Annotated in this window: 10 protein-coding genes and 1 pseudogene; 8 read left to right on the top strand and 3 right to left on the bottom strand. The window is 66.8% G+C overall.

Going from position 1 to position 13,761, the window contains the following annotated elements:
- Positions 1–83: 83 nt before the first annotated feature.
- Together BMX07_RS14220 and BMX07_RS14215 are read left to right on the top strand one after the other, a co-directional pair.
- The gene (locus BMX07_RS14220) at positions 84–1,505 is read left to right on the top strand and encodes an APC family permease (protein WP_090618604.1); all 1,422 of its coding nucleotides are present in this window, start codon (positions 84–86) and stop codon (positions 1,503–1,505) included.
- On the top strand, positions 1,505–2,263 hold the full coding sequence (locus BMX07_RS14215; protein WP_090618601.1) for a universal stress protein: 759 nt from the start codon (positions 1,505–1,507) through the stop codon (positions 2,261–2,263). Before BMX07_RS14220 ends, BMX07_RS14215 begins: the two co-directional genes overlap by 1 nt.
- Positions 2,264–2,337: 74 nt before the next feature.
- Here the strand turns inward: BMX07_RS14215 and BMX07_RS14210 are convergent, their stop codons facing one another.
- Positions 2,338–3,096: a universal stress protein gene (locus tag BMX07_RS14210; RefSeq protein ID WP_090618599.1), complete on the bottom strand. Its 759-nt coding sequence runs from the start codon at positions 3,094–3,096 to the stop codon at positions 2,338–2,340.
- A gap of 208 nt (positions 3,097–3,304) precedes the next feature.
- Between BMX07_RS14210 and BMX07_RS14205 the strand changes: the two genes are divergently transcribed.
- The 3 genes and pseudogenes from BMX07_RS14205 to BMX07_RS25655 form a co-directional block, all read left to right on the top strand.
- Entirely contained in the window at positions 3,305–3,628 is a 324-nt protein-coding gene (locus BMX07_RS14205) for a hypothetical protein (protein ID WP_090618596.1), read from the top strand.
- A gap of 550 nt (positions 3,629–4,178) precedes the next feature.
- On the top strand, positions 4,179–6,884 hold the full coding sequence (gene mutS / locus BMX07_RS14200; protein WP_090618594.1) for a DNA mismatch repair protein MutS: 2,706 nt from the start codon (positions 4,179–4,181) through the stop codon (positions 6,882–6,884).
- Positions 6,885–7,204: 320 nt separating this feature from the next.
- A pseudogene (locus BMX07_RS25655) lies at positions 7,205–7,501 on the top strand (DUF5806 family protein); the annotation flags it as partial.
- A 308-nt stretch (positions 7,502–7,809) separates the two neighbouring features.
- Here the strand turns inward: BMX07_RS25655 and BMX07_RS14195 are convergent.
- Positions 7,810–8,004, bottom strand: coding sequence for a hypothetical protein (locus tag BMX07_RS14195; protein ID WP_090618592.1), 195 nt, complete (start codon positions 8,002–8,004; stop codon positions 7,810–7,812).
- Between the two features lie 122 nt (positions 8,005–8,126).
- Positions 8,127–8,894, bottom strand: a complete 768-nt coding sequence (locus BMX07_RS14190; RefSeq protein WP_245742119.1) for a YihY/virulence factor BrkB family protein — start codon at positions 8,892–8,894, stop codon at positions 8,127–8,129.
- 232 nt (positions 8,895–9,126) lie between these two features.
- Here BMX07_RS14190 and BMX07_RS14185 point away from each other — a divergent pair, with 232 nt between their 5' ends.
- From BMX07_RS14185 to mutL, 3 genes are all read left to right on the top strand, one after another.
- On the top strand, positions 9,127–10,389 hold the full coding sequence (locus tag BMX07_RS14185) for an MFS transporter (protein WP_175480157.1): 1,263 nt from the start codon (positions 9,127–9,129) through the stop codon (positions 10,387–10,389).
- A gap of 166 nt (positions 10,390–10,555) precedes the next feature.
- Positions 10,556–11,356 carry an SDR family NAD(P)-dependent oxidoreductase gene (locus BMX07_RS14180; protein WP_090618586.1) on the top strand — a complete coding sequence of 267 codons (801 nt, stop codon included), beginning with the start codon at positions 10,556–10,558 and terminating at the stop codon, positions 11,354–11,356.
- A gap of 136 nt (positions 11,357–11,492) precedes the next feature.
- Positions 11,493–13,709, top strand: coding sequence for a DNA mismatch repair endonuclease MutL (gene mutL, locus BMX07_RS14175; protein WP_090618583.1), 2,217 nt, complete (start codon positions 11,493–11,495; stop codon positions 13,707–13,709).
- Positions 13,710–13,761: the final 52 nt, after the last annotated feature.

Below are 13,761 nucleotides of genomic sequence, written 5' to 3'. Positions count from 1 at the left end.
GCTGGCCGAAATATGACGGTCCCGATGACAATCGTCCGAACGTGACAGTAGTACTATCTCTCTGGCGTGACTCGTGTTACCATATGGACCGTGCACCGCCGTCGGCCGGGGGAACCAACATCGAGGACGAGTCCCCACAGGTCGAGGCGACGATCGAGACCGACGAGGCCACGATCACCGACGACGCCGAACTCGAGCGAACGCTCGGGCTCACCGGCGGGCTGGCCATCGGGATCGGAACGATGATCGGAGCCGGTATCTTCGTCTTCCCGGGGCTCGCGGCCGGCCGAGCCGGGCCCGCGGCGGCGGCCTCGTTCGCCATCGGTGCGATCGTGGCGCTGTTGGTCGCGCTCCCGACCGCCGAACTCGCGACGGCGATGCCCAAAAGCGGCGGGGGCTACTACTTCATCTCTCGCGGATTGGGCGCGCTCGCCGGCGCCGTCGTCGGGCTGTCGCTGTGGTTCGGACTGGTGTTCGCGACGGCGTTTTACCTCGTCGGCTTCGGCTACTACGCCGTCGACACGCTCGCCGAAGTCGGGGTCGCGGTCGGCGAGGGCCTCGTCATTCCGCTGGCACTGTTGTTCGGTGCCGGCTTTACCGCGTTGAACGTGACGGGAACGGAAAACGCGGCGAAGCTCCAGAACGGAATCGTCGTGTTGTTACTCTCGATTCTGGTCTTCTTTCTCGGGTATGGCGGCCTCGATGCGGTGGGACTCGTCGGCGACCGGGCCGCCCCCGAACGGTTCGCACCGTTCGGCACGATGCCCGTGTTGACGACGGCGGCGCTCGTGTTCACCTCGTATCTCGGCTTCGCGCAGATCGCGACCGTCGCCGGCGAGATGAAAGACCCCGGTCGGAACCTCCCGCTGGCGATCGTCGGCTCGGTGCTCGTCGTCGGCAGCCTCTACGTCGTGACCATCTTCGTCGCGACGAGTGCGTTCGGGAGCGAACAGCTCTCGACGTTCGGCGAGACGGCGATGGTCGACGTCGGCCGACACTATCTCGGCTCGATCGGCGCGTTCGCGATCGTCTTCGGCGGGCTGCTCGCGACGATGTCGAGCGCCAACGCGTCGGTACTCAGCACCTCTCGATCCATCTACGCGGTCTCGCGGGACGCGCTGTTACCGCGGCGGGCGAGCCGCATCAACCTCCGGTACGGCACGCCACACGTCGCGCTGGGGCTGGCCGGCGGGCCGATTCTCGTCCTCGTCGCGACCGGCCGCGTGGAACTGCTCGCGGAGGTCGCCTCGTTCCTGCATCTCATCATGTACGGACTGATCTGCGTGGCGCTGCTCGCACTGCGCCGGGACGAACCGGAGTGGTACGACCCGGATTTCCGGGCACCGGGCTACCCCGTCGTTCCGGCGATCGGTGCGGTCGCCAGTTTCGCGCTGATCGGGTTCATGCAGCCCGTCTCCCAACTCACCGGTATCGCGATCATGATCGTGGCCGCCGGGTGGTACGCCTACTACGCCCGCGACGTGAAACTGAAGGGGGCGCTGTAATGACCCGCGTCCTCGTTCCGCTGGCGATACTCGAGGGCGAATCGGTCTCGACCGGGCTCCCGACGCTGCTCGAGCCGATGGACGTGACCGTGCTGGGGTACCACGTCCTGCCCGAGCAGACGCCGCCGGACCAGGCGCGACTCCAGTACGAAGACAGGGCGACCGACGCCCTCGTCGACCTCGCGGCGGCGTTCGAGGCGGCCGGTGGGAGCGCCGATCACCGTCTCGTGTTCACTCACGACCGAGCGCAAACGATCGATCGCGTCGCCGCCGAGACGGCGGCGGACGCCTACGCCATCGCGGGCGTAACTGGCCCGATCGATCGGCTCCTCGTGTCGCTGACGGGCGACGTCGCCGTCGAACGGATCAGTTCGTTCGTCACCGAACTGGTCGGCGACCGCGAGATCGTGCTCACGGTCTTTCTCGCGACGGACGACGAAGCGGGCGGCCGGGAATCGCTCGAGGCCGCCGCCGCGACCCTCTCCGAGCGCGGTATCGACGTACGAACCGAACTCGCGGTCAGTTCTGCCCCCACCGAGGCGCTCGTCGAGGCCGCAGCCGGCCACGACGCGATCGTCATGGGCGAACGGGCACCGTCGCTCCGATCGCTCGTCTTCGGAGACGAGGCCGAACGCGTCGCCGCCGAGTCCATCGGTCCGGTGCTCGTCGTCCGGACCCTCGAGGAGGCCGACGACACGGCAGCACGCGGTGATCGACCGCCGGACGCCGACCGACCACCGCGTCTCGAGAACTCGTGACCGTTGCCGAGGGACCGGTTTCAAGGACAGTGATTTCGCTCGGTTTCGGGACCGACGCCGAGCCGGCTACGGTATCAGTCGGGCTCGCCGCCGCTCGTCTCTTCGTCCGACTCGAGGTACTCCCCGCGAATCACGAGGACCGGATCGATCGTCCTCCGAGCCAGTCGCTCGGCGCGATCCCGGAAGACGAAGCGCCGGATCGACGGGCGGCTCTCGCCCGCGACGAGGAGGTCGTGATCGGCCGCGGCCTCGAGAATAGCGTCCGTGGCGGAGTCGTCGACGACGACCGTGCTGTCGATCCGATCGCCATCGACCCCCGCAGCCACCAGTTCCGAGCGCGCCGTCTCGAGTAGTTCCGTTCCCGCGTCCCGACCCGCCTCGTCCGATGCGACGTGAAAGAGCGTCACCTCGAGGTCCGTGTCGGTGAGGACCGTCTCGAGAAGGCGGGCGATGTGCTCGACGTTGACGTCGCTCCGGACCGCGACGAGCACCGTCTCGAGGACGGGTGCCGGATTGAGCAGCAAGACGGCGTCGCACGACCCGTCGACGGCGACGCGTTCGAACGTTTTCAACCGGTCGTGAGTGAACGCCAGTCGCGACGTGACGTCACAGCCGGCGTCTTCGAACACCGTCCGGAGTTCCTCGAGTTCGGCGCGCGCGCGGTCGCCGTACTGGTCGCGGGCCTGGTCCGGCCCGGTCTGGTCGGGGAGCTCGTGGTAGCCGAGCAGGACGACCGGAATCGACGCGAACGCGTCGACGATCGTCCCCGGAACGGGCTCTCCCTCGAGAACGTCGACCGGTACCAGCACGCGGTGATCGTCAGGGGATGCCATGGCTGTCGGTTCCGTCCATCTACCACGGTCACCGTAATATATCCCCGCGGGCGCGTCGCGGGCGTCCTCGCCGCGAATCCGCGTGGCCGACAGCGCCGACGGCCGCCGAACCCGGCCAGCGGCACCGGGAGCGCGGCCCCGATACGTCTCGGCGTTGACCGGACCGAGAACCGATAGCTAATTCTCGCTGGCCGCGATACCGCGGCACATGGTCGAGAGCCCGTTCGACGTGGAGATCGAGGTCGGCGAAGTGATCGACGCCGAACCGTTTCCCGACGCGGAGAAGCCGGAGATGACCAAACTGTGGATCGACCTCGGCGACGATGAGATCCAGTCCGCCGGCCAACTGGAATACCACTACGACGCCCCGGACCTCATCGGTCGCCAGGTGCTGTGCGCAACGAACCTCGGGTCGGTGCGGATCGCCGGCTTCAAATCCGAGGCACTGACCGTCGGCGTCCCCAGCGAGGACGGGTATCCCGTCCTGGTATCGCCGGACGAGGACGTGCCGCTGGGCGGGACGTTGTACTGAGTCGGTCGCACGATCGGATCGCTCGGCGGGTCGGTCGCCGCAGTCCCCGGCCGAACGGAACCAAATCAAAACCCCCCATTTCAGCGCCTGTGATCGTTTTAACGGCCGAATAAGTATATCCGGAACCCTCGAAAGGCCTGTGTGGCGAGGCGGGACGGATCCGGTCGTTGCCAATCCGAACCGTCTGATCATCCCGAGACATCGCCGTCCCCTCGCCACCGGTCGGATATCGTTCCACGTCGGGCACACCACCCATCGATTCCGATCTTCCACCTGCCTGTTACCACACACCGGATGGATTCGCCGTCGGCTTCCGGCCGACGGTTTCCCGACGAGTCCGAGTCGTTCCCTCGAGAGTCGCGGTCTCGAGGCCGTCGACGACACCCGGTAGCCGACCGCTCGTCCGGAGCCCGACGGCACATCCGTACCCGTCGGTCGTCGCTGTCGACCGCGATACCGAGCGGCGACGCTCCCTGACAGGCGACCCCTACCCAACCACTTTCACCGCGGATCCCGCAGGGTTTTTGCGATGGAAGAACAGTCTCCGAATATGACCGAGGCGACGGGGATCGTCGGAGAGTTCTTCTCGCTGAAGGAGGGGACCGACGCCGAGCTACTGGCGATGCAGTGTGGCGACTTCTACGAGTTCTTCGGCGAGGACGCCGAGACCGTCAGCGACGAACTCGATCTCAAAGTCTCCCAGAAGTCGTCCCACGGCTCGTCGTACCCCATGGCCGGCGTGCCGGTCGACGACCTCACTCCCTACCTCAAGGCCCTCGTCGAGCGCGGCTACCGCGTCGCCGTCGCCGACCAGTACGAGACCGACGCCGGACACGCGCGAGAAATCGTCCGCGTTGTGACCCCCGGAACCCTGCTCGAGACGAGCGACGCCGACGCCCAGTACCTCGCGGCGGTCGTCGACGGGAGCGGACACGGCGGCGGTTCGGGCGGCTCCGAGAGCGCGTACGGCCTCGCCTTCGCGGACGTAACGACGGGTCGATTCCTCGTCGCGGACGCCGCGGACGTCGACGACGCGCTGACGGAGCTGTACCGGTTCGATCCGGTCGAGGTCCTGCCGGGACCCGACGTGCGGACCGACGACGACCTCCTCGAGCAGGTTCGCGAGCGCGTCGACGCGACCCTCACGCTCCACGAGACCGAGGCGTTCGCGCCGAAGCGCGCCGCCCACGCAGTTCGCGAGCAGTTCGGCGCCGAAACCGTCGACCGGCTCTCGGTCGGCGAGCCGACCGTCGCGGCGGCCGGCGCGATCCGCTCCTACGTCGAGGAGACTGGCACGGGCGTGCTCGCCTCGATGACCCGCATCCAGTCCCACCACGGCGACGATCACGTCACGCTGGACGCGACCACCCAGCGCAACCTCGAGCTGACCGAAACGATGCAGGGCGAGCGCGACGGGTCGCTGTTCGACACGATCGACCACACCGCGACGAGCGCGGGCGGCCGCTGCCTGAAGGAGTGGCTTCAGCGCCCGCGGCGCTCGCTCGAGACCCTCGAGCGGCGTCAGGAGAGCGTCGCCGCGCTCTCGACGGCGGCGCTCGCTCGCGACGAGCTGCAGGAGACGCTCGGCGACGCGTACGATCTGGCCCGGCTCGCCTCGAAGGCGACCCACGGCAGCGCGGATGCGCGAGATCTGGTCGCGGTTCGGGAGACGCTGGCGGTCCTCCCGGCGCTGGCCGAGACGATCGCGTCGAATCCGGAACTGGCCGACTCCCCGCTGTCTGCGATCGTCGACCGACCGGATCGGGAGGCCGCGCGGGAACTGCGCGAGACGCTCGAGGAGGCGATCGCCGAGGACCCACCCTCGACGGTGACCCAGGGCGAACTCCTCCGGCGGGGCTACGACGACGAACTCGACGAGGTGATCGAGCGCCACGAGGCAGTGATGGAGTGGCTCGATACCCTCGCCGACCGCGAGAAAGCCCAGTACGGCCTCTCCCACGTCACGGTCGATCGCAACAAGACCGACGGCTACTACGTGCAGGTCGGCAAGTCCGCCGCCGACGGCGTCCCCGATCACTACGAGGAGATCAAGACGCTCAAGAACTCGAAGCGGTTCACCACCGACGAACTCGAGGAGAAAGAACGCGAGATCCTCCGGCTCGAGGAACGGCGCGGCGAGCTCGAGTACGAACTCTTCGCGACCCTCCGGGACGACGTCGCGGCGCGGGCCGAACTGCTGCAGGACGTCGGGCGGGCGCTGGCGACGATCGACGCGCTCGCGAGCCTGGCGACGCACGCAGCCGAGAACCGGTGGGTCCAGCCGGAACTGCACCGGGGTGATCGCCTCGAGATCGAGCAGGGTCGCCATCCGGTCGTCGAGCAGACGACGGAGTTCGTCCCCAACGACGTGCGACTGGACGAGGATCGTGGATTCTTGGTCGTGACCGGTCCCAACATGTCCGGGAAATCGACCTACATGCGACAGGTTGCCTGTATCGTCCTGTTGGCCCAGGTCGGCAGTTTCGTCCCGGCGAAGGAGGCCGAAATCGGGCTCGTCGACGGCATCTTCACTCGCGTCGGCGCGCTGGACGAACTCGCGCAGGGGCGTTCGACGTTCATGGTCGAGATGAGCGAACTCTCGAACATCCTCCACACCGCGACGGAAGAGTCGCTGGTCATCCTCGACGAGGTAGGGCGGGGCACCGCGACCTACGACGGCATCTCGATCGCGTGGGCCGCGACGGAGTACCTCCACAACGAGGTCAGGGCGAAGACGCTCTTCGCCACCCACTACCACGAACTGACCGGGCTCGCGGAGAACCTCCCCCGCGTCGCCAACGTCCACGTCGCCGCTGACGAGCGGGACGGCGAGGTGACGTTCCTCCGGACCGTTCGAGACGGTCCGACGGACCGCAGCTACGGCGTCCACGTCGCCGATCTCGCCGGCGTCCCGGACCCCGTCGTCGACCGCTCGAGAGACGTCCTCGAGCGCCTGCGCGAGGAGAAGGCCATCGAGGCGAAGGGCGGCGGCTCGAGCGAGCCCGTTCAGGCGGTCTTCGACCTGGGGAGCGGGACGATGCAGACCCAGGGGCGGGACCGCGCGCCGGCACAGGCGACGTCGACCGACGGCGGTCCGGCGGGGGCCGAACCCGACGGCCAGTCGATCGATCCCGACGCCGAGGCGGTCCTGGCGGACCTCGAGTCGATCGACGTGAACACGACGCCGCCGATCGAACTCGTCTCGAAAGTACAGGAGCTACAGGAGCGACTCGAGGACTCCACTACCGCCGAGTGACGTCGTGACACACCGCGTTTCCGGTGAACTGTCGGCGGCCGACGAGGACGGACGCGTCGCTGTGACGCTGCGCTTTTGGTGTCGGCTTCGGTGTTAATCACCGTAACAGAGCGGCGTGTGCCGTTTGCAGCGCAGTCACGGGCGACGTTCCACGTCCACTTTCACCGCGCTTGGCTCCCCCTTAACTTCGACTCGCGCGTTTATAGAGACGCACTCGCGTCGCGGGCGCGGTGGTTCGCGCGCGGTGTCACGTTACCCCCGGCTGGCACACCACGGATCGTTCCCGCGGCGGGGCTTCGGACGACCACCTGAACCACACCATGTCCGACGAACCTCCACCAACCAACGGCGCATCGGCGAGCACGTACGCCGGGAATCCGAACGGGAAGCGATTCACGAAAATCCGCGGGGCCGAGTACGACCGCGTAAACGAGTTCCTCAGGGACAGGACCACGTTCACCGCACGGGAGTGGGCGATCGCCCGCGCCTGTCAGGATTTCCGCACCCCCACGGGCGTCCCGATGCGAACGGTCGGCGAGAACCTCCCCGACCTCGTCCCGTTCATGACGGACACGTACTCGGGACAGTCCGTCAGCAGCGCGAAACACCGGTTCGACGAGAAGGTCCAGATGGCGGCCAACACCATGCTGTACGGCGCGCTCACCGGATTCTACACCGGCCGACGAGCTCGACGCGATCCTCTACGAAGCCGTCGAGACCGCGACCCTCCTGATCGAAACCGAGGGTGGAACGATCGATCTCGAGACCGAAGGGCGCGTCGAGTCCCAACTCGCCGAGTACATGCACAAGGTTCGAGCGACGACTCGAGCGGTATCGGCCGAACTGGCCGACGAGAGCGAGGCCGGCGCGACCGAAGCCGACGAGAGCGAGGGGTAACCGTCACTCTCGAGCGGCGAGGACGGTGTCAGCACCGCTCGCCCAGATCGCGCCAGTCGGCGGGATCGCGGAGGTCGACTTCGAGTTCGAGCCCGCAGCCCTCGCAGTAGAACGTGACGGTCCGATACCCGGGCTGGAACTCCTCCCACTCGCCGTGGTCGTCACACTCGACTCGAATTCCGCGTTCTCCCCCGTCGGGGACGCCGATGGTATAGCTGCACATGCGTTGGACCCTCCGTTTCCGAATTCGACAGTGGTGTCGACCACTGCCAGGCCCGTAGAGCTTTCGCCGACCCACGGAACGGGACTGACACGGGCAGTACCGGACGACTCCGTTCTCGTCGGTCACCCGCGATCGGAGCCGGCCGACCCCCGTTCGTCGCCGGGATCGGGGGTCGTATCCGGATGGGACTCGCCGAGCACGACGTTCACCGCCACGCCGACCAGCAGGACGAACGAGGTGCCGTAGAGCCAGATGAGCAGGAGGATGACCGCACCGAACGTATCGAAGGTCCCGACGGTGTCGACGAGGTCGGCGTAAACGCCGAAGATCACCTCGAGGACGACCCAGCCCGCAGCGGCGATGACGGCACCGGGAAAGGCTTCGCGAACCGAGATGTCCGGCTCCGGAAAGACGGAGTACACAGGGAAGAACGCGACGATCAGCCCACAGAACAGCACGAGCGGGGTCACTACCACGACGACGAGGTGATCGACCGTCGCCAGCGTCGCCGTCGCGAAACTGACTCCGATCGTGGCGAACAGGATGACGACGAAGGCAACGATCCCGTCGACGACCGTTCCGGAGAGAGCCCCTTCACCTTCCCCGTACAGTTCGTCGAAGGCGGTTTTCAAGCCGCGAAAGATACGAAGCATACCCCACAGCAGCGAAGCGATACCGATCAACGATGCACCGGCCCGTCTGGACGCGTGGGTTAACGCCTCGTATACGAGACCCTGGCCGGCGGGACTGAGGTGGTCTCGAGCAACGGAGACGATCTGGTCGGTCAGGTACTCGTTGCCGACCGCGCCCGCGACGATGAACAACAGGAGCAAGAGCGGCAGCAGGGAGATGAACGCGGCGTGGGCGATACTCCCCGCGATGAACGTCACGTTGTGCTCGTCGATGACGGTGACGACGTCTCGAGCGACGGAGCGAACCCGTCGCGGATGCAGAACCTGAAAGAAGTATGTTTGAACGTGGTTGCCTCTCTCGTCTGGGCATTAACGATTATCAAGCCACGGTGGGAAATGCCCACTAATATTCGGTAGATGGAGACCGTCAAACCATCCTCTCGGTTGGGATTACGGGCAATTATAGAAAGATATCTTATTTATTGAATTTATGTTCGGAATGCGGACTCCACCCTCGACACTCCTCAAATATTACGTTTTTCAGGTTACATACTCAGTCGGATTCATCTGGCCCATCTTCACCCTGTTTTTGCGCTGGAACGACCTCACGTACACGCAGATCGGATTACTCGGCTCGGTTTCGGCTGTTCTCGTGGTCGTCCTCGAAATTCCGACAGGATACATCGCGGATCGGGTCGGACGACGAAACGCGATCGCGTTCGGAATGGCGGCGATGTCGCTCTCGCTCGCGGGCTTCGTCCTTGCAGACGCGTTGTTCGAATTCGTCCTCCTCTATTCGCTTTGGTCAGTTGCGCTCGCGTTTCACTCCGGCTCGGCCGACGCGTGGCTGTACGAGACGCTCGCGGAGGAGTTCGACGACGAACGGTTCACGCAGGTTCGAGGTCGAGGCGGTGCAGTTCACGAGTGGGCGTCCGCAGTGACGATGATACTCGGCGGACTCCTCTACGTTGTGCACCCGACCTATCCGTTTATCGCGTCGGTTATATTGCATACCTCGGGTATCGTCGCCGTCCTCTCGATGCCGAAAAACGAGTCGTACAGGGACGAGACTGATGCGGATACCGTCGGGATCGCTGCTTCACTGTCGATGCTTCGGACGGAGTTCTCGAAGCCGAGCATGCGGCTATTCGTCGTCTACGTTGCGGTATTTTTCGGCATCTCGAGGGCGGCCGACGAGTACATTCAGCCCATTACCGTCGATCTCATCGACGGACTCGTCGGCGGAGACACGATTGCCGGTGTCGAACTGGCCGAACCGGCAGTGCTTGGCCTCATCTATGCAGGATTCGCGCTGGTAGCCTCAGTTGCCAGCTATCACACCGAGACGCTTCGGTCGACAGTCGGACTTCGGATGGCGATTCTCCTCGTTCCGGCGATCACCGCCATCGCGTTCATCGCTCCGGTGTTCGTTCCACTCCTTGCGATCCCTGTGTTTTTCCTCGTGAAAAGCACGTCCGCGATGTACCATTCGCTCGTCGGACAGTATCTGAACGATCACGCCGATTCGGTCGGCCGGGCAACGATACTCAGCAGCGCCTCGATGGTGTATGCGCTCGTTCGAGCACCGCTGATGCCCCTCGCCGGCTACGCTGCGGACACCACATCGCCGATCACCGCTATCGGACTGCTCGGCGTTCTGTTCCTTCTCGTGGCCGTGCTCGTCTCACTGCCCGCTTCTCCCGTCGCAACTACCGAGACGGGTCCCGCTAAATCGGTACGAAGCGACCGGTGAGCGCCGATTCGATCGCGACTGCGAATCATCCCCTCGACGGAGGCTTCCCGTTTCGAACTCGCCTCGAGCGATCGTCCCATCGCTGGTCGCACGGACCCGGAATCGTTGCCCCGCGTCGAGATCGGTAGCGGTATTGTTATGATACGGCAGGTTCCCAGGTAACACCATGCACGAACCGGACTTCGACGTGTCGGGGAAGACCGCCATCGTCACGGGTGCGAGTCAGGGAATCGGCCAGGCCATCGCGGAGACGCTCGCTGCGAGCGGCGCGAACGTCGCCATCTGTTCGCGGTCGATGGACCGCGTGGGACCGGTCGCGGAGGGGATCAACGAGGCCGACGGCGCGGGCGAGGCGCTCGCCGTGGAGTGCAACGTCCGCGAGCGCGAGCAGGTACAGAACCTCGTCGACGAGACGGTCGACGAGTTCGGCGACGTCGATATCCTCGTGAACAACGCCGGCGGGGAGTTCGTCGCGCCGTTCGAGGACATCTCGGCGAACGGCTGGCAGACCATCGTCGACCTCAACCTGAACAGCACCGTCCACTGCACCCAGCTCGCCGGCGAGGTCATGCGCGAGGGGTCGGGCGGCGTCATCATCAACCTCTCTTCCGTCAACGGCCAGCACGCCGCGCCCGGCGAGAGTCACTACGGCGCGTCGAAGGCGGCGATCATCCGGCTGACCGAGACCCTCGCCGTCGAGTGGGCCGAGGACGGCATCCGCGTCAACTGTATCGCTCCCGGCCTGATCCAGACCCCCGGCGTCGCCGAGACGCTCGGCATCGAGAGCGAGGACATGCCGCCCCGCGAGGAGACCGACCGCCGCATCGGCCACACCGAGGAGATCGCCGACGTCGTCCAGTTCCTCTCGAGTCCCGCCGCGTCCTTCATGAACGGCGAGACCGTGACGGTGAAGGGCGTCCCGCGGGCCGGCAACTCGATGTCGCAGGACCTCGGACTCGAGGACTGAGAGCGGTCGACGATCGCATCGGGTCTCGTGGGCGGCGTCGCCGTGCGGGGCGGAAGACATAACCAGCCGCCATCGCTACACGGAGGTAGCATCTCAGGCGCGTCGGGACGGGCTGTCGTGTCGACGCCGGATAATCATGAGTGACGAGAGCACACCACCACAGAACGACACCGACATTCACCAGTTAGACGAGGACACCGTCGCTCGCATCGCCGCCGGCGAGGTCGTCGAGCGACCCGCCAGCGCCGTCAAGGAACTCGTCGAGAACAGCCTCGACGCCGACGCGGACACCGTCGACGTCACCGTCGAGGAGGGCGGCACCGAACTGATCCGGGTCGCCGACGACGGCCGGGGCATGTCCGAGGCCGACGTTCGCGCGGCCGTCCGCGAGCACACGACGAGCAAGATCGACGGGCTCGAGGACCTCGAGTCGGGCGTCGCGACGCTGGGATTTCGCGGCGAAGCGTTGCACACCATCGGCTCGGTCTCGCGGCTGACCATCCGCTCGCGACCCCGCGAGGCGGACGGCGCGGGGACGGAACTCGTCTACGAGGGCGGCGACGTGACGAGCGTCGAGCCGACCGGCTGTCCGGCGGGGACGATCGTCGAGGTCGAGGACCTCTTTTACAATACGCCCGCCCGCCGGAAGTTCCTCAAGACGACGGCGACCGAGTTCGCCCACGTCAACCGCGTCGTCACCCGTTACGCGCTCGCGAACCCCGACGTGGCGGTGTCGCTGACCCACGACGGCCGCGAGGTCTTTTCCACGACCGGGCAGGGCGATCTGCAGGCGGCCGTCATGTCGGTCTACGGCCGCGAAGTCGCGGCCGCTATGATCCCGGTCGAGGCCGACGGCGACGACCTCCCGCCGGGGCCGCTCGACGCCGTTTCCGGGCTCGTCTCCCATCCCGAGACGAACCGCTCGAGTCGTGACTACCTCGCCACGTACGTCAACGGCCGGGCCGTGACCGCCGACGCCGTCCGCGAGGGGGTCATGGGGGCCTACGGCACGCAACTGGGCGGCGACCGCTACCCCTTCGTCACCCTCTTCCTGACGGTGCCCGGGGACGCGGTCGACGTGAACGTCCACCCGCGCAAGCGGGAGGTCCGATTCGACGACGACGACGCGGTCCGCCGGCAGGTCGACGCCGCGGTGGAGTCGGCGCTGCTCGAGCACGGTCTGCTCCGCTCGCGGGCCCCCCGCGGTCGGTCGGCACCGAGCGAGGCGCGAGTCGAACCCGGCGCTCGCGGGACCGAGAACGAGAACGGGGGCGATTCGACCGACTCGGAACCGACGACCCTCGAGCGCAGCGTCGAACCCGCCTCGCCCACCGACGGCTCGGACGGCGGTGACGGCGACGCCGGACTGGACGCCGAGCCGTCGACCGCCGACGCTGCGAGCGCGGGCGGGGACCGCGACTCGAGCGGTCCGGACGCCGGCGTCGCCGACCGATCCGCGAGTTCGCGCTCTCGCTCGCCCTCGAACACTCGCGACGGGAAGCCGACGACCGAACCGGGTACGAGTGCGGAGACCGCCGCCGACGCGAGCGACCACGCGACCGGTTCGACCGAGCCGGGGTCGGACTCGACGGCGACGAGGCCGAACTCGAACTCGAGCCCCCGAAATCCGGGCCGAGACGATGCCTCGGCGGCGGACGGCACCGATTCCGAGCGATCGTTCGCCGCCCCGACCGAACAGCGGACGCTGACCGGCGAGGCCGCGACGGGCGACGAAACCGAGTTCGACTCGCTGCCTTCGCTGCGGGTGCTCGGACAGCTCCACGACACCTATCTGGTCTGTGAGACGCCCGACGGGCTGGTCCTGATCGACCAGCACGCCGCCGACGAGCGCGTCAACTACGAGCGGCTCCGGGCGGCCGTCGCCGACGATTCCACCGCACAGGCGCTCGCCGACCCCGTCGAACTCGAGCTGACCGCTGCCGAGGCCGAGGCCTTCGAGCACTACCGCGAGGCCCTCTCGCGGCTGGGCTTCTACGCCGACCGCGTCGACGATCGGACGGTCGCCGTGACGACCGTCCCCGCGGTGCTCGAGGAGACGCTCGAGCCGGATCGACTGCGCGACGTCCTCGCGTCGTTCGTCGCGGGCGACCGCGAGGCTGGCACGGAGACCGTCGACGCGCTGGCCGACGAGTTCCTCGGGGATCTGGCCTGCTATCCGTCGATCACCGGCAACACGTCGCTGACGGAGGGCTCGGTCGTCGACCTGCTCGAGGCGCTCGACGGCTGCGAGAACCCCTACGCCTGCCCGCACGGGCGGCCGGTGATCGTCCGGTTCGACGAGCGCGAGATCGAAGAGCGGTTCGAGCGGGATTATCCGGGCCATCGCGGGTAAGTAGTGCCGATCTCGGGGGTGTGGGTCGCCGACGATAAACGAGAGCCGCAGT

This window comes from Natrinema salaciae, from assembly GCF_900110865.1.
In the GTDB taxonomy this organism is placed as follows: domain Archaea; phylum Halobacteriota; class Halobacteria; order Halobacteriales; family Natrialbaceae; genus Natrinema; species Natrinema salaciae.
This window is presented reverse-complemented; position numbering and strand designations above follow the sequence as displayed.